This window comes from Mycobacterium marinum (assembly GCF_003391395.1).
Lineage (GTDB): Bacteria > Actinomycetota > Actinomycetes > Mycobacteriales > Mycobacteriaceae > Mycobacterium > Mycobacterium marinum.
In genome coordinates this window covers 5,926,659-5,942,770 of the sequence record NZ_CP024190.1, presented here as the reverse complement: position 1 = coordinate 5,942,770, position 16,112 = coordinate 5,926,659, and the positions used below count along the sequence as shown (strand labels likewise).

Annotated in this window: 12 protein-coding genes; 4 read left to right on the top strand and 8 right to left on the bottom strand. The window is 67.3% G+C overall.

The window, feature by feature from the left end; translation table 11 throughout:
• Positions 1-15: 15 nt before the first annotated feature.
• Positions 16-4,371, top strand: a complete 4,356-nt coding sequence (locus CCUG20998_RS25140) for a PE family protein (protein ID WP_116269154.1) — start codon at positions 16-18, stop codon at positions 4,369-4,371.
• Between the two features lie 86 nt (positions 4,372-4,457).
• Here CCUG20998_RS25140 and CCUG20998_RS25135 read toward each other — a convergent pair whose 3' ends face one another.
• Genes CCUG20998_RS25135 through echA20 form a run of 5 tightly spaced genes read right to left on the bottom strand, consistent with a single transcriptional unit; the run spans position 4,458 to position 9,932 of the window.
• Entirely contained in the window at positions 4,458-6,479 is a 2,022-nt protein-coding gene (locus tag CCUG20998_RS25135) for a fatty acid desaturase (protein WP_020730812.1), read from the bottom strand.
• A 30-nt stretch (positions 6,480-6,509) separates the two neighbouring features.
• Positions 6,510-7,577: a (3aS,4S,5R,7aS)-5-hydroxy-7a-methyl-1-oxo-octahydro-1H-indene-4-carboxyl-CoA dehydrogenase gene (ipdC, locus tag CCUG20998_RS25130; RefSeq protein ID WP_020730811.1), complete on the bottom strand. Its 1,068-nt coding sequence runs from the start codon at positions 7,575-7,577 to the stop codon at positions 6,510-6,512.
• The gene (ipdB, locus tag CCUG20998_RS25125; protein ID WP_015357401.1) at positions 7,574-8,317 is read right to left on the bottom strand and encodes a cholesterol ring-cleaving hydrolase subunit IpdB; all 744 of its coding nucleotides are present in this window, start codon (positions 8,315-8,317) and stop codon (positions 7,574-7,576) included. The genes ipdC and ipdB overlap by 4 nt, the downstream gene beginning before the upstream one ends.
• Positions 8,314-9,192 carry a cholesterol ring-cleaving hydrolase subunit IpdA gene (ipdA, locus tag CCUG20998_RS25120; RefSeq protein WP_020730810.1) on the bottom strand — a complete coding sequence of 293 codons (879 nt, stop codon included), beginning with the start codon at positions 9,190-9,192 and terminating at the stop codon, positions 8,314-8,316. The genes ipdB and ipdA overlap by 4 nt, the downstream gene beginning before the upstream one ends.
• A complete protein-coding gene (gene echA20 / locus CCUG20998_RS25115) occupies positions 9,189-9,932 on the bottom strand; it encodes a (7aS)-7a-methyl-1,5-dioxo-2,3,5,6,7,7a-hexahydro-1H-indene-carboxyl-CoA hydrolase (protein ID WP_020730809.1) in 744 nt (247 codons plus the stop codon). The genes ipdA and echA20 overlap by 4 nt, the downstream gene beginning before the upstream one ends.
• A gap of 327 nt (positions 9,933-10,259) precedes the next feature.
• Between echA20 and CCUG20998_RS25110 the strand changes: the two genes are divergently transcribed.
• The 3 genes from CCUG20998_RS25110 to CCUG20998_RS25100 all read left to right on the top strand — a co-directional run bounded on the left by CCUG20998_RS25110 (position 10,260) and on the right by CCUG20998_RS25100 (position 13,953).
• The gene (locus CCUG20998_RS25110) at positions 10,260-12,158 is read left to right on the top strand and encodes a PE family protein (RefSeq protein ID WP_116268346.1); all 1,899 of its coding nucleotides are present in this window, start codon (positions 10,260-10,262) and stop codon (positions 12,156-12,158) included.
• Positions 12,159-12,247: 89 nt separating this feature from the next.
• Positions 12,248-13,027: an SDR family oxidoreductase gene (locus tag CCUG20998_RS25105; RefSeq protein WP_038580983.1), complete on the top strand. Its 780-nt coding sequence runs from the start codon at positions 12,248-12,250 to the stop codon at positions 13,025-13,027.
• A 20-nt stretch (positions 13,028-13,047) separates the two neighbouring features.
• A complete protein-coding gene (locus tag CCUG20998_RS25100) occupies positions 13,048-13,953 on the top strand; it encodes an SDR family oxidoreductase (protein WP_038580980.1) in 906 nt (301 codons plus the stop codon).
• Positions 13,954-13,998: 45 nt separating this feature from the next.
• Here CCUG20998_RS25100 and CCUG20998_RS25095 read toward each other — a convergent pair whose 3' ends face one another.
• From CCUG20998_RS25095 to CCUG20998_RS25085, 3 genes are all read right to left on the bottom strand, one after another.
• Positions 13,999-14,454: a nitroreductase family deazaflavin-dependent oxidoreductase gene (locus tag CCUG20998_RS25095; RefSeq protein ID WP_012396559.1), complete on the bottom strand. Its 456-nt coding sequence runs from the start codon at positions 14,452-14,454 to the stop codon at positions 13,999-14,001.
• A 63-nt stretch (positions 14,455-14,517) separates the two neighbouring features.
• Positions 14,518-14,904, bottom strand: a complete 387-nt coding sequence (locus CCUG20998_RS25090) for a DUF8021 domain-containing protein (protein ID WP_038580977.1) — start codon at positions 14,902-14,904, stop codon at positions 14,518-14,520.
• A gap of 7 nt (positions 14,905-14,911) precedes the next feature.
• Positions 14,912-16,087, bottom strand: coding sequence for a steroid 3-ketoacyl-CoA thiolase (locus CCUG20998_RS25085; RefSeq protein ID WP_012396557.1), 1,176 nt, complete (start codon positions 16,085-16,087; stop codon positions 14,912-14,914).
• Positions 16,088-16,112 lie beyond the last annotated feature (25 nt).

The following is a 16,112-nucleotide window of genomic DNA, read 5'->3' as shown; positions in this document are numbered from 1 at the left end:
TATTGGGAGGCTCAGATGTCCTATCTCATCGCAGCGCCCGAGCTCATGCAGTCGGCGGCAGCGGACTTGGCGGGCATCGAGTCCGCGCTCAGCGCGGCGAACGTCCTGGCGGCGGTGCCAACGATCCAGATAGTGGCGGCGGGTGCCGATGAGGTGTCGGCGGCCATTGCGGCGTTGTTCGGTGCGCACGCCCAGGCGTATCAGGCGCTCGGCTCCCACGTGACGGCGTTTCATCAAGAGTTCGTGCAGGCGCTGAATTCGGGTGCGGCGTCATACGCGAACGCCGAGGCGGCGAGCATCGCTCCGCTCCAAGCCCTATACGACCTGGTAAATGCGCCCACCCAGGCGCTGCTGGGGCGCCCGTTGATCGGCAATGGCGCCAACGGGGCCCCGGGGACCGGCCAGAACGGCGGCGACGGTGGGCTGTTGTTCGGTAATGGTGGTGCCGGGGGGTCGGGTGGGGAGGGTCAAAACGGTGGGGCCGGTGGTAGTGCGGGGTTGTTCGGTAGTGGTGGTGCCGGGGGTGCTGGTGGTAACACCGAGATGTTCGGGAATAACGGTGCCGTGGGTGGGGCTGGTGGTGCTGGTGGGTGGTTGTTGGGTAACGGTGGTGCTGGTGGTACCGGGGGTGTTGGGGCCTTCAATGGGGGTGCTGGCGGGGCTGGTGGGCGGGCGTGGCTGTTTGGTGTTGGTGGTGGTGGCGGTACGGGTGGTATCGGCAATGCGGGTGTTGGCGGTGTGGGTGGTGTTGGCGGCGATGCGGGGCTGTTGTCCTTCGCTAACGGTGGGGCCGGTGGTTTCGGTGGTTCGGGCGCCAATGCGGGTGGGGCCGGCGGTGCTGGTGGTGCGGCCGGGATGTTGGGCACCGGTGGTGTTGGCGGTGATGGTGGTGCGGGCGGCACGAATGGCTCGGAGGTTGGCCAGGTCAGCGTGGGCGGGGCCGGTGGAGATGGTGGCGGTGGCGGGTGGTTGTTGGGGATCGGTGGCAGTGGTGGGTTCGGCGGGTTTGGGCAGGGTCCCTCGGGTGGGATCGGCGGGGACGGCGGTGATGCCGGTTTGTTCGGTGTTGGTGGCATAGGCGGGACTGGTGGCACCGGCTTCTCCGGTGTTGGCGGCAATGCTGGTGCCGGTGGTGATGGTGGTCTGTTGTGGGGGTCCGGTGGGGCTGGTGCGCGGGGCGGGCAAGGTGGGGCCGGTGCCGGCGGGGACGGCGGGGCTGGTGGAGGAGGCGGCCTGTTCGGTGGGGATGGTGGTAGCGGCGGGACCGGTGGTACCGGGGCGGGTGGTTCCGGTGGTGGTGGCGGTGCTGGTGGGGATGCGGGGCTGTTCGGTGTCGGTGGGGCTGGTGGCGTGGGTGGCACCGGCGTCGGGTTCCCGACCGACCCTGGTCTGTCATTCGGTGGTCAGGGCGGTGCCGGGGGGCGTGGCGGTCTGCTGATCGGTCTGGGTGGCAATGGTGGCACGGGCGGGTTTAGTGGCCCGCTGTCTGAGAATGCTGGCGGCGGTGACGGCGGTGCTGGTGGTGGCGTTGGGTTGATCGGTTTCGGCGGGGCCGGTGGGTTCGGTGGCGCTAGTGGGTTCGGTACGGGTGGGGACGGTGGTGTGGGTGGCGCCGGTGGCGCGTTGTTCGGTCTTGGTGGTGTCGGCGGTAATGGTGCGTTGGGTGCCGGTGGTAGCGGCGGTGTTGGTGGTACTGGCGGTGCCGGCAGTGGCCTCGGGTTTGGTCTCGGTGGTGCCGGTGGTTCCGGCGGTGCCAGTGGCCTTGGTGATGGGGGTGCCGGTGGGACTGGTGGCGCCGGCGGGTTGCTGGGCGGTAATGGTGGTGCCGGCGGTAATGGTGGGGCTGGCGCGGTCGGCTTTTTGAACAACACCGCCGACGGCGCTGGTGGTGCCGGTGGTGCGGGCGGTAGTGGGGGCTTGCTGTTCGGTGATGGTGGTGGCGGTGGCGCTGGTGGTGCTGGCGGGATTTCGACGTCCAGCAGCGCTAACAACGGTGGTGCCGGTGGTGCCGGTGGTAACGCGGGTGGCCTGTTCGGCAGCGGTGGTGCCGGCGGTATCGGTGGTGCCGTCGGTACCGGGGGCACAGTCGCGGGTGCCGGCGGCAGCGGCGGCGGGGCCGGATGGGTGGGCAACGCCGGCAACGGTGGTGCCGGCGGGGACGGTTGGATCATCGGTGACGGCGGCGACGGCGGCGACGGCGGCGACGCCGTGCTGTTGGGTAACGGCGGTAACGGCGGCAACGGCGGAACCGGCGTCACAGCCGGCGACACTGGCACCGGCGGAACCAGCGGCTTCTTGTTGGGCCTGGATGGATTCAATGCCGCGGGGAGCACCTCGCCGCTACATATCCTGCAGCAACAAACACTGAACGCGATCAATGCACCCGTCGAGGCCCTGACCGGGCGCCCGTTGATCGGCAACGGAACGCCCGGAACGGCCGGCAGTGGGGCGGACGGCACGGGCGGCGGATGGCTGCTGGGTAATGGTGGTGCCGGGGGGTCGGGTGGGGAGGGTCAAAACGGTGGGGCCGGTGGGAACGCGGGGTTGTTCGGTAGTGGTGGTGCCGGGGGTGCTGGTGGTAACACCGAGATGTTCGGGAATAACGGTGCCGTGGGTGGGGCTGGTGGTGCTGGTGGGTGGTTGTTGGGTAACGGTGGTGCTGGTGGTACCGGGGGTGTTGGGGCCTTCAATGGGGGTGCTGGTGGGGCTGGTGGGCGGGCGTGGCTGTTTGGTGTTGGTGGTGGTGGCGGTACGGGTGGTATCGGCAATGCGGGTGTTGGCGGTGTGGGTGGTGTTGGCGGCGATGCGGGGCTGTTGTCCTTCGCTAACGGTGGGGCCGGTGGTTTCGGTGGTTCGGGCGCCAATGCGGGTGGGGCCGGCGGTGCTGGTGGTGCGGCCGGGATGTTGGGCACCGGTGGTGTTGGCGGTGATGGTGGTGCGGGCGGCACGAATGGCTTGGAGGTTGGCCAGGTCAGCGTGGGCGGGGCCGGTGGAGATGGTGGCGGTGGCGGGTGGTTGTTGGGGATCGGTGGCAGTGGTGGGTTCGGCGGGTTTGGGCAGGGTCCCTCGGGTGGGATCGGCGGGGACGGCGGTGATGCCGGTTTGTTCGGTGTTGGTGGCATAGGCGGGACTGGTGGCACCGGCTTCTCCGGTGTTGGCGGCAATGCTGGTGCCGGTGGTGATGGTGGTCTGTTGTGGGGGTCCGGTGGGGCTGGTGCGCGGGGCGGGCAAGGTGGGGCCGGTGCCGGCGGGGACGGCGGGGCTGGTGGAGGAGGCGGCCTGTTCGGTGGGGATGGTGGTAGCGGCGGGACCGGTGGTACCGGGGCGGGTGGTTCCGGTGGTGGTGGCGGTGCTGGTGGGGATGCGGGGCTGTTCGGTGTCGGTGGGGCTGGTGGCGTGGGTGGCACCGGCGTCGGGTTCCCGACCGACCCTGGTCTGTCATTCGGTGGTCAGGGCGGTGCCGGGGGGCGTGGCGGTCTGCTGATCGGTCTGGGTGGCAATGGTGGCACGGGCGGGTTTAGTGGCCCGCTGTCTGAGAATGCTGGCGGCGGTGACGGCGGTGCTGGTGGTGGCGTTGGGTTGATCGGTTTCGGCGGGGCCGGTGGGTTCGGTGGCGCTAGTGGGTTCGGTACGGGTGGGGACGGTGGTGTGGGTGGCGCCGGTGGCGCGTTGTTCGGTCTTGGTGGTGTCGGCGGTAATGGTGCGTTGGGTGCCGGTGGTAGCGGCGGTGTTGGTGGTACTGGCGGTGCCGGCAGTGGCCTCGGGTTTGGTCTCGGTGGTGCCGGTGGTTCCGGCGGTGCCAGTGGCCTTGGTGATGGGGGTGCCGGTGGGACTGGTGGCGCCGGCGGGTTGCTGGGCGGTAATGGTGGTGCCGGCGGTAATGGTGGGGCTGGCGCGGTCGGCTTTTTGAACAACACCGCCGACGGCGCTGGTGGTGCCGGTGGTGCGGGCGGTAGTGGGGGCTTGCTGTTCGGTGATGGTGGTGGCGGTGGCGCTGGTGGTGCTGGCGGGATTTCGACGTCCAGCAGCGCTAACAACGGTGGTGCCGGTGGTGCCGGTGGTAACGCGGGTGGCCTGTTCGGCAGCGGTGGTGCCGGCGGTATCGGTGGTGCCGTCGGTACCGGGGGCACGGTCGCGGGTGCCGGCGGCAGCGGCGGCGGGGCCGGATGGGTGGGCAACGCCGGCAACGGCGGTGCCGGCGGGGACGGTTGGATCATCGGTGACGGCGGCGACGGCGGCGACGGCGGCGACGTGGGGTTGTTCGGCGCTGGCGGTAACGGCGGCAACGGCGGCGACGGCGTGGCGGCCGGCACCGGTGGTACCGGCGGCAGCGGAGGGCTACTCGGCGTGGACGGGATTAACGGGTCGTAGCCCGCTGGCGTCCGGGTGCGGACCACCCGACCGATGGCCCGCGGCGGTGTCGTATCGCGCCGGTTGCGTCCGGCGCGATGGGCGCCTCAGCTGTCGTAGTCGACTGCCACGAACGGTGTGGTCGGGTGCGACTGACACGTCAAGATGTAACCCGCGTCGAGTTCGGCCTGACCAAGCGCGAAGTTGTGGTCCATCTCCACGTTGCCTTCGATGAGTTTGGCTCGGCAGGTGCCGCACGCTCCGCCCATGCAGGCATAGGGTGCATCGCTGCGCCGCTGTAGCGCGCCCTCCAGGATCGAGTCTCCGGGGGTCAGATCGAAGGTGTCCTGCCGCCCGGACAGGGTGAAGGTCACGGTTGCGCCCTCGTACCCGTGATCGGTCGCCGGTGCTGTGTTGTAACCGAAGAACAGCTCCAGGTGAATGTGCTCCGTGTCGACCCCGTGCTCGATCAACGAGTCACGCACCGTGGTGGTCATTTCCATTGGTCCGCAGATGAACCACTCATCCACCGTTTCTGGGGACAGGTTGCTCGTCAGCCACCTGTTGAGCTTCTCCGTGTCGATGCGTCCGCGTAGCTCTGGGGTGTGCAGCGGCTCGTTGGACATCACGTGCAGGATCTCCAGCCGGTCGGCATAGCGTGACTCGAGACGGTCCAGCTCGGTCCGGAACATCGTGGATTCCTTGGTGCGATTCCCGTAGATCAGGGTGAACCGGCTTTCGGCTTCGATCTCGAGCGTGGTCGCAAGGATCGACAACACCGGTGTGATCCCGCTGCCGGCCACCAGTCCGACGTAGTGCTTGCGCTCCAACGGATTCAATGGCGTGCCGAACTGGCCGGTCGGCGTCATCAGCTCCAGCACATCGCCGGCCTTGAGGTCGTTGGCCACAAAAGTCGAAAACGCGCCGCCCGGAATGTGTTTGACGGCGATCCTCAGCTGGGCCCGAGTGGCCGGAGCGCAGATCGAGTAGTTGCGACGGACGCCCTGCCCGCCAAGATCGGTGCGGACCGTCACGTGTTGGCCCGGCTCGAAGCGGAAGGCGTCCTGCAGGTCTTCGGGCACCGCAAACGTCACCAGCGTGCTGTCGGTGGTGATGGGGTCCACCGATGCGACCGGGATGCGGTGCAGCACCGCGTGCGGCGAACTCGACCTGGCCGGCATCCGCACCGGCAACAGCTTGGCGAGCCTGCCGTTGAGTTCCTTCCACTCCCGGTACTCGTCCGGATTCAATTGCTGGCCAAAGACCGTGGAGATCGCGGCGTTGCGTTCCAGGTAAGCCTCTTCGTTGCGCTTCCAGGTGCGCACGTACCGGTAGAACGGCACCGACGGGTGCAGATGGTGTACCAGGTGGTAGTTCTGCGACAGCAGCACCGGCGTGAACAGCCATTCCGCACCGACGCGGTTGCGGGTCGCGCGATAGCGGTTGGTGCGCTGGGTGTCCTCCAGCCCGTGATGAGGCAGCCAGTCGAACCACCATGCCAGCACGGTGAGTCCGATGCGCTGCGGGATCAAGAAGACCACCGCCAACGTCCAGAAATTGCCGGTGACGATCGCAATGGTCAAGCCGGTGATGCTCAACGCAAACATGAACAGCGTCTCGGCAAACTCGACGACCGGTCGGCTACGAGCACGCGGGATGTAGTACTTGAGGTAGTAGTACTCCACCAGCGACCAGCGCAACGGCAGCAGCCACGGCGAACCATGAGAGGCGAAGGTGTCGGGGTCTTCGACGTCGTCATTGGAGTGGCGGTGATGCTGGATGTGGATGTATCCGAAGGCCGGGAAGGCGACCACCGGACCGACGAAGAGAAAAGCCAGCCGCCCGAACAACCCGTTCACCCAGCGCACCGAGCTGACCGAGTAATGCGAGGCGTCGTGCACGACGGTGAACATCACAAAGGTCACCGCGGCGTTGACCGGAATCGTCACCCAGAACGGGACCCAACCGTCGATGTAGCCGACCGTCGTCAGGACAAAGGACCCGAGTGCGGCCAGGAAGATCCCAAGGGTGGGAAGGGCCAGCTTAGGCACCGTCTCGCCAGGATCGGGCAGAGCGTGATGCGCAGACGAATCCGGTGCCGCTCGGTTCACGGCGTCGATGGTCGACATAGCTGAAGAAGCGTAGTCGACACGCGTCAACTACTCCACCAGCGCTGCGGCGGCCCGTAGATGTTCGATGGCGTCGTGCACGATCGACTCGACCAATTGCGCACACGACGGCAGGTCATCGAGTATTCCGGCGACCTGACCCGATGCCAGTACCCCCGCCTCGGGGTTGCCGTCGACCAGACCGGCCTTCAACAACATCGGGGTATTGGCCGCCATCACCACCTGTGACCAGGTCAGTTCTTTGCCGTGTCGCATGGCGAGGCCGTCTTTGATCATCGACGCCCAGCTCATCTGCGACATCTGTTTGAACTTCGCGGCGTTGCGGATCGCGGCGGTAAAGCCCCGCGCTCGCGATCCGCCTTCCAATTTCTCGACCAGTCCGGTGCGCAGCACCCGGTGTGGCATCCCGTCGACCCGGGTGGTGACGACGGTGCCATCCAGCGCGGCCTGAAGATAGCGTCGTTTCACCGCGTCGGGCACGGTGGAGTCCGAGGTGAGCAGGAAACGGGTGCCCATTGCCACGCCTGCCGCGCCATAGGAAAGCGCGGCGGCCAGCCCGCGTCCATCGAAGAAACCGCCTGCCGCGATCACCGGGATGCCGGTGCCCTTGACGGCGTCCAGCACCGAGGGCAACAGCAGCGTCGTCGCGACCGGTCCGGTGTGTCCGCCGCCCTCACCGCCTTGGACGATCATGGCGTCCGCGCCCCAGCCCGCAACCTTGCGGGCGTGCTTGGCCGCGCCGATCGATGGGATGACGACGGCTCCGGCTTCCTTGAGCCGCGCGATCAGCTCGGGCTTGGGGGCCAGGGCAAAGGATGCGACTTTGACACCCTCGCGGATCATCAACTCGACCCGGTCCGACGCATCGGCGGCGTCGGCGCGGATGTTCACTCCGAAAGGCTTGTCGGTGGTGGCTTTGACTTTGCCTATGGCAGTGTCCAATTCGTCCAAGGTCATGGTGGCCGAAGCCAGGATTCCCAGGCCCCCCGCGTTCGCTGTGGCCGAGACCAGCCGCGCACCGGCCACCCAACCCATCCCGGTCTGCACCACCGGGTGCTCGACGCCGACCAGATCGGTCAGCGGCGTGCGCAATCTCATGAACGAATCTCTCTATCGCGCAGCGCTTTCGGATCGATGACTTCGCGGATCAGCTGCAGTTCCCCGTCGGTGGGAGTCCTGGTTTGTTCGGCGTCCTCGAGGCCGTGTACCTCGAATGAGGTGGCTTCCCGAACGTCGTCGGGGGACACTCCGGGATGCAAACTCAGGGCCCGCATCGTTTGCTCGGGTCCGCCGAAGTCGAACACTCCCAGGTTGGACACCACCCGGTAGACGTTGACGAACCGAAACGCGGGGTTGTCGGGATCGACCTTGTCGTAGCCGATTCCGGAGACGATGTCGACGGCCTCGCAGAACACTCGTTTGGAATGGCTGCCGACCCAGTAGCTGGTTGCGTGGTTGATGGTATTGCCGGGCGATCCCCGGACGCCGAACATCTGCCGGGTCGGATGCTGCAGCGGGCCGAACGCCGAGATGTTCTGATTGCCGTAACGGTCAACCTGATTGGCGCCCATCACAACATGCCGGCGTCCCCAGGCCAGTGTCTCGAAGACCCGGCCAAAGGGCATCCAGCCCTCGACCGGTCCGGTCTTGCCCAAAGGTGGCGTGTCGGCCAGCAACTGGGCTTCCCCGTCGGTCAGCAGGATGTCGGGTGAGAAGGTGAGTCGGGCCAACCTCGCTCCGACCGACGCCATGTTCGTCATCGGGCTGACCATGATTTCACCCGCGTTGCGGAACAATTCGGCGCAGGCGACGGCGCATACCTCGGCCCGGGTACTCACGATGACGCTCCAAACTCGCGCACCGCTGCCTGATAATCGGCCTCGGTGCCGGACAAGTATGTGGCCACGAACTGTTGCCACCCCTGGTCGGTCGACGCCGCTTCGGCGTAGTGGCGCTGGAATTTCTCGTCCCGGCCGTAGTCGGGCGCGGCGGTGGTGAAGTGGGCGCCGCCGGGGGCCTCCACCACCGCGTCGACCATCATCCGGTTCACCAGCATCGCTTGGGGCGGTACGGATTTGACTAGTTCCTCGGTGGTGACAATGCGCTCCACCGAGAGGAAGCGCTGCTCGGCGGCCATCAGGAAAAGGTCGTCGAAGTACGGGTCGATCCCGGTGTAGGCGGCATTGCCACGGCAGTCGCCGAGATTGAGGTGCGCAAAGGCCGCGTCCAAGCGCAGCGCCGGCATGGCGATCAGGGTCTCGTGGCCGCCTTCCGGGGCCGGGTAGGGACTGGTGACCGTGGCCAGCTCGCCGTCCCAGAAGTTCGGAACCGAACTGCCCAGCCCGGCGCGGATCGGCAGGAACGGCAGGCGTTGTGCGGCCGCTTGTAGCCCGCAGCGCAGCATGCCCTCGTCCATTTCGCGGGCCTCGATGGCACCACTGGTGCGGGCCTTGGCGAACCACGGGTCGTAGAAGGGGGGTGAGTCCAATGAGACGAACCCGTAATAGACCCGCTTGACCTTGCCGGCCGAACACAGCAGTCCGACGTCGGGGCCGCCGTAGCTGACCACCGTCAGGTCGGTGACGTCAGAGCGCAGGATGGCCCGCACGAAGGCCATGGGCTTGCGCCGTGAACCCCAGCCGGCGATGCCGATGGTCATTCCACTGCGCAAGTGCCCGACTGCGTCATCGAGGGTGGTTGTCTTGTTGCTCATGACTTTTTCACGAACGCGTCGCGGTGCTCGTCGGCGACTCCGGCGAGGTTGAGCTCGAACGTAAATCCTTGCTCCATGCGGTAGCTGGAGTTAACCCGTTGCACATCAATCAAGTTCAGCGCCTCCTTGGCGGCACGGATAACGCGGGTGTCCTTGGCGGCGATGTCACGGGCCACGCGTAAAGCGGATTCGTCGAGTTCGGCGCGGGGCACCACCTCGTGCACCGAGCCAAAGTGGTGCAAGGTGGCGGCATCCACGGTGGCGGCGGTGAAGAACAGCCGCCGCATCAAGTGTTGTGGAACCAACCTGGAGAGGTGGGTTGCGGCGCCGAGCGCGCCCCGCTCCACCTCCGGCAAACCGAAGGTGGCGTCCTCGGAGGCGACGATGACATCGGAGTTGCCGACCAATCCGATGCCCCCGCCAACGCAGAACCCATTGACCGCAGCGATCACCGGCACCGCACATTCGTATACCGCGCGGAAGGCCGCAAAGCAGCCACGGTTCGCGTCGATCAGTGCCGTGAAGCCTTCGGTGCGCTGCATTTCCTTGATGTCTACGCCGGCGTTGAAGCCGCGGCCCTCGGCCCGCAGGATCACCGCTCGGGTATCCGGGTCGGCTCCGGCGGCCGTCAGGGCGTCGGCGAGTTCGAACCAACCGCGCGATGGGATGGCGTTGACCGGCGGATAGTCGACGGTGATCGCAACGATCCCCGGTTCAGCGGTGGTGGACGTGATGGTCACTGGGGACTTCCTTATGGGGTGGGCTACCTAAGCAAGCACTTGCTTGGGACGCTAGCACAGCGAACCGCTTCGCAGTGGCCAAGGCCATCAACAGGAGGCAAGGCCGGGTGCACACGTTTTCTCATGGGTGAGACGTTGTGGGGTGTGGTTGGGGGGTGGTGGTGCAGTCGGTGGTGGGTGGGCTGCGACGGGGGTCGGGGTAGTGGCGGGGGTGGGTGTTTTTCGTGTTGTGGTGATCTTGGTGATTCGCGGATAGGTCGTTGACCTGCGTCGATATCGTCGGCCGATCGGTGTTGGGTGTGGTGGGCTGAAGGGGCGGTGGGTGTGGTGTCGTTGGTCAGGGTGGCCCCGCAGGTGGTGGCCGACGGGGTGGGGAACTTAGCGCGTATCGGGTCCTCGATCGGGGTGGCCAACGCGGCCGCGGCGGCGGCGACCACCACGATGGTGCCCGCCGGCGGTGATGAGGTGTCGGTGGCGGTGGTGGGGTTGTTCCGCGGTCTGGGGCAGGACTACCAGCTCTTCGGCGCCCAGTTGGAGCAGTTCCATCAGCGTTTCGTGCAGATCCTGGATGCGGCCAGGACCGCCTATCTGGAGACCGAGACCGCCGCGGCGGCGGCGGTGGCCGATGGGCAGTATCAGGTGTTGGCGGAGCCGGTGCAAACGCTGGGGCAGGCCTGGCTGGCCACTCCGGCGGGTGAGCTGCTCGATCCGTTGGTCAATGCGCCGTTTGCGTCGTTGACCGGCCGGGAGTTGATCGGCAACGGGGCGGCGGGGGTCGCGGGTGTCGATGGTGGCGCCGGGCAGGCCGGGGGCTGGTTGTTCGGTGATGGCGGCCCGGGGGCGGCGGCCACGGCCACCAGTGCGGCCGGCCGTGGTGGGGATGCCGGGCTGATCGGTGCTGGTGGTGCCGGTGGGGCCGGGTGGGCTAACTCGGGTGCGGCCATGATGGCCGGCGGGGCCGGTGGTGATGGGGGTTTGGTGTTCGGTGATGGCGGGCCGGGTAGTCCCGGGGCGGCCTCGTTGGACCCCACCGTGGCCGGTGGTGCGGGTGGTCCGGGTGGGGATGCTCGCGGGATCGGTGACGGTGGCCGTGGTGGCGATGGTGGCCCCGGGGCCACCGGAGCGCCCGGCGGGCGGGGCAGCGATGGCGGGCCCGGCGGCAAGGGCGGCAATGCCGGGGACTACGGCAACGGCGGTACCGGCGGAACCGGCGGCATCGGCGGGGCCGGCGGCCCCGGCTCGGCCGGCCAATCTTGGGGTGACCCTGGGTCGCAGGGTGGCCTTGGCGGCCGGGGCGGTGCGGGCGGAATCGGCGGCGACGGTGGACAACTCAGCGGCAGCGGCGGCGCCGGCGGAATCGGCGGCGAGGGCGGCCACGGCGGCGCCGGTGGCGACGGCAAAGACGCGGTGGAGTCGCCGCAGTTCGGAAAGGCGGGCGGTCCCGGTGGGGACGGGGGGCGCGGCGGCCTCGGCGGATTCGGCGGCGACGGCGGCGCTGGCGGTCATGCCCTCGCGCCGAGATATCACGACGGCGCCCCCGGTGCTGGCGGCGTGGGTGGCGACGGCGGCGCCGGGGGCAATGGCGGGCGCGGTGGCGACGGAGCTAACGGCGTTAACGCCGCCACTTTGGCGAGCGTGATTGGCGGAAACGGTGGTGACGGGGGCAACGGCGGCTATGGCAACCTGGGCGGTTACGGCGGCCTAAGCGGTGACGGGTCCACCAGAGCCGGTCAGGGCGTCGCTGGAATCGACGGCGACGGCGGCGACGGCGGAAACGGTGGCAACGGCTCCACCACCGACCATGGAGTTATCCCACAAGGTTGGGGCGGTAACGGTGGCAATGGTGGTCGCGGTTTCAACGGTGGTGACGGCGGTGACGGTGGCAACGGCGGGAGCGGCCCAACAACACTTCGGCTTTTCGGCAGAGTGGGCGGTGACGGCGGTGACGGTGGTCGCGGCGGCGACGCCTACGGCGGCAACGCCGGGTGGGGTGGCGACGGCGGCAACGGGGGCCGAGGCGCATACGGATCCGGTCTCATCCCACCGGCGCGGGGTGGCGATGGCGGTAACGGCGGCGACGGCGGTGACCTCTACATCAATGGCGTGATGTACCAACACGGCGGGGCCGGATTCGACGGTCTGCCCGGCGAGCCACCCGACATCCCGCCGATCGGTGGTTTGGGCGGCAAAGGCGGCAGCGGCGGGCTTGGCCCCCACGCGCCGTAGGGCTCGGCGGTGGTGGACCTGACCGCCACTCGAGCCTTCCCGCACGGGGTTGGGTACCTAAGCAAGCACTTGCTTGGTACGCTTGCGCAGTGACCCGCGCCGCAGCAGCCCAAGCCATCAACCTCGGACTGGTCGGCCGGGTAGTTCTGGTAACCGGCGGCGTGCGCGGCGTAGGCGCCGGTATCAGCTCGGTCTTTGCGGAGCAGGGCGCGACGGTGATCACCTGTGCGCGCCGGGCTGTCGAGAACTCGCCTCATGAGTTTCACTGTTGCGATATCCGCGACGAAGACTCGGTCAAGCGGCTGATGGGGTCCATCGCCGAACGGCACGGACGGCTCGATGTGCTGGTCAACAACGCGGGAGGGTCGCCCTACGCGTTGGCGGCCGAGGCCACCCCCAGGTTCCACAGCAAAATAGTCGAACTCAATCTGCTTGCGCCGCTATTGGTTTCGCAGCATGCCTATGGGCTGATGCAAGAACAGCCAACTGGCGGGTCGATCGTCAACGTCTGCAGCGTCAGCGGGCGTCGTCCGACGCCGGGCACGGCCGCCTACGGCGCGGCCAAGGCCGGCTTTGAGAACCTCACCAGCACGCTGGCGGTCGAATGGGCGCCCAAGATCCGGGTGAACGCGCTGGTGGTCGGCATGGTGGCGACCGAGCAGTCGGAATTGTTCTACGGCGACGCCGAATCGATCGCCCGGGTGGCCGCCACCGTCCCGTTGGGGCGGCTGGCGCAACCGGCGGACATCGGCTGGGCCGCAGCGTTTCTGGCTTCCGATCTGGCTTCCTATATCAGTGGCGCCACGCTCGAGGTGCACGGTGGCGGCGAGCCGCCGCCGTATCTGGCTGCATCCAGCGCCAACAAATAACGAGAAGAGGAGCAACGAGTATGGGCCTGCTCGACGGACGGGTCGTCATCGTCACCGGAGCGGGTGGCGGGATTGGGCGCGCACACGCGCTCGCTTTCGCGGCCGAAGGTGCGCGTGTGGTGGTCAACGACATCGGGGTGGGCCTGGACGGTTCGCCCGCCGGTGGCGGCAGCGCGGCTCACGGTGTGGTCGACGAGATCACTGCAGCCGGTGGCGAAGCCGTCGCGAATGGATCCGACGTATCGAACTGGCAGCAGGCGGCCGACCTGATTTCGACCGCCGTCGATACGTTCGGTGGCCTGGACGTTCTGGTCAACAACGCAGGCATCGTGCGCGACAGGATGATGGCCAACACCAGTGAGGAAGAATTCGACGCCGTCATCGCCGTGCACCTCAAGGGCCACTTTGCCACCATGCGACATGCGGCGTCGTATTGGCGCGGGCTTTCCAAGGCGGGCAAGACCGTTGACGCACGGATCATCAACACCAGTTCCGGTGCGGGACTGCAAGGCAGTGTCGGGCAGGCCAACTACAGCGCCGCCAAGGCCGGTATCGCGGCGTTGACGCTCGTCGGCGCGGCCGAGATGGGGCGCTACGGGGTCACCGTCAACGCGATCGCGCCCGCGGCCCGCACCCGCATGACCGAAACGGTCTTTGCGGAGATGATGGCCAAACCCGACGAGGGTTTTGACGCGATGGCTCCGGAGAACGTCTCCCCGCTGGTGGTATGGCTGGCCAGCGCCGAAGCCGGTGCCGTGACGGGGAAGGTCTTCGAGGTCGAGGGCGGCGTGATCCGGGTAGCCGAAGGCTGGGCGCACGGACCCGAGGTCGACAAAGGTGCCAAGTGGGATCCCGCCGAGCTGCGCCTTGTGGTGGCCGACCTGCTGGCCAAGTCAAGGCCATCGGTTCCGGTGTACGGCGCCTAGTCATCGCCGGCCACACCGATTCAAGCGTCGGGCGTTCTTCTCGGGCTAGGGCTCGCAGACGACGATCGGAATCGTCCGGTCGGTCCAGGACTGGTAGTCCTCATAGGAGGGATACATGTCCACCAACTTCGGCCAGTACCGGGCGCGCTCCTCGTCGGTGGCGTCTCGCGCGGTCAGGTCGAGCACTTCCTTCTTGATCTGCACCCCCACCTTGGGGTTGGCCTTGAGGTTGAGGTACCACATCGGGTTTTTTGCCGAACCACCTTTGGACGCAGCGACAATCACCCGATCGCCGTCGCGGTGAAAATACAGCGGGCTAACCCGCGGCTCGCCGGTCTTGCGGCCGGTAGTGGTCAGTAGCGCGACGGGAATCTTCTGGAAGGTGCCGCCCAGGCCCTCACCGCCGTTGCGGCGGTACATGAAGGTGTTGATGCGCGACATCCACTTGATGAAGAAGTCGGTGAAGGGCGAATTCAGAAACCGCGGAGGTGATTTCGGCATGACAACATCCTAAGGTCGCTGGTGGCTGACGGCGCGGGTCATTCGGCGGCCGGTGCCCTCACGCTATCGCTGAATGAATGGGCGGAAACGGACGTTGATGTGCGCAATCTCGGCTTTACCGCTGGGACTGTCGGCGGGAATCACGAAGGTCTCGACGACCCGTGAGGCGATACGGCGGCTCCCGAAAGCGGCCTTGGTCAACACGTCGTACTCCGCATGCACCCGATCGCCGACGATGCGGTAGTCCGGCGGCGTCGTATCGGCAATCACCCGGTACTGCGGTCCACGATTGAGGCTGCGCCGCAGGTGATTGCCGGAGAACCCGTTTCGAATGCCTTGTTCGATCCGGGTGCAGCCGGCCGCGAACGGCACCACCGCGGCGTCATGGGTGACCAGCGCGTCGATGTAGGCCTGCGCGGCCTCGATGCGACGCTCGTCGGAGACACGCACCGAACGGCTAGATTCGCTCGAGAATGGTGCCGGTGGACAGGGCCCCGCCCGCGCACATGGTGATCAGCGCGGTGCTCTGGTCGGTGCGTTCCAGCTCGTGCAGTGCGGTGGTGATCAACCGGCTGCCGGTGCATCCCACCGGGTGGCCCAGGGCGATCGCGCCGCCGTTGACGTTGACCTTGGCCATGTCGGGTTCGTGAACCCGCGCCCAGGACAGCACCACCGATGCGAAAGCCTCGTTGATCTCCACGATGTCGATGTCGCCCATCTTCATCCCGGCCTTCTCGAGCACCTTTGCCGTCGACTGCACCGGCCCGTCCAGGTGGTAGTACGGCTCGGCGCCCACGAGCGCCTGGCTGACGATGCGGGCGCGTGGGCGCAAACCGAGTGCCCTGGCCTTTTCCTCGTCCATCCACAACACGGCGGCCGCGCCGTCCGAAATCTGCGATGACGTGCCCGCGGTGTGAATGCCGCCCTCCATTACCGGCTTGAGCTCACTCAAGCCCGCCATGGTGGTGTCGCGCAGACCCTGGTCCCGAGAGACCATGTGCAGCTCGCTGGTGGGCTGCTTCTGCTCATCGAGCACTGGGGCCTCGATCGGTGAGATTTCGCGATCAAAGCGGTGTTCGTCCCAGGCGCGCTTGGCGCGCAACTGGGATTCGAGTCCGAACGCGTCGATGTCTTGGCGGGTGATCCCGCGGCGCTTGGCGATGCGCTCGGCGGCTTCGAACTGGTTCGGCATGTCGATGTCCCAGGACTTGGCCCGGATTGCGGAGCGGTCCGGCCCGGCGTTGGCGCCCAGGCCCACCCGGCTCATCGCCTCGATCCCGCAGGCAATGCCGATGTCGATGGCCCCGATCGCGATCAGGCCGGCGATCAAATGGTTGGCTTGCTGGCCGCTGCCGCACTGGCAGTCGACAGTGGTGGCGCCGACATGATCGGGAAGGCCGGCGGTCAGCCACGCCACTCGGCTGATGTTGTTGGACTGCTCCCCGAACTGCGTCACGCAACCGCCGATGACCTGTTCGACATCTCCGGGTTGTAGACCCGACGAGAGCCCGGCCTTGTGCACCAATGCCTTCTGAACCGCCCCCAACAACTCGGTCGCGTGCAGGCCTGACAGCCATCCGTTGCGCTTGCCGATTGGACTGCGCGTCGCCTCTACGATTACCGGGTTACCCATGTGGTCAGGCTAGAACACGTTTCAT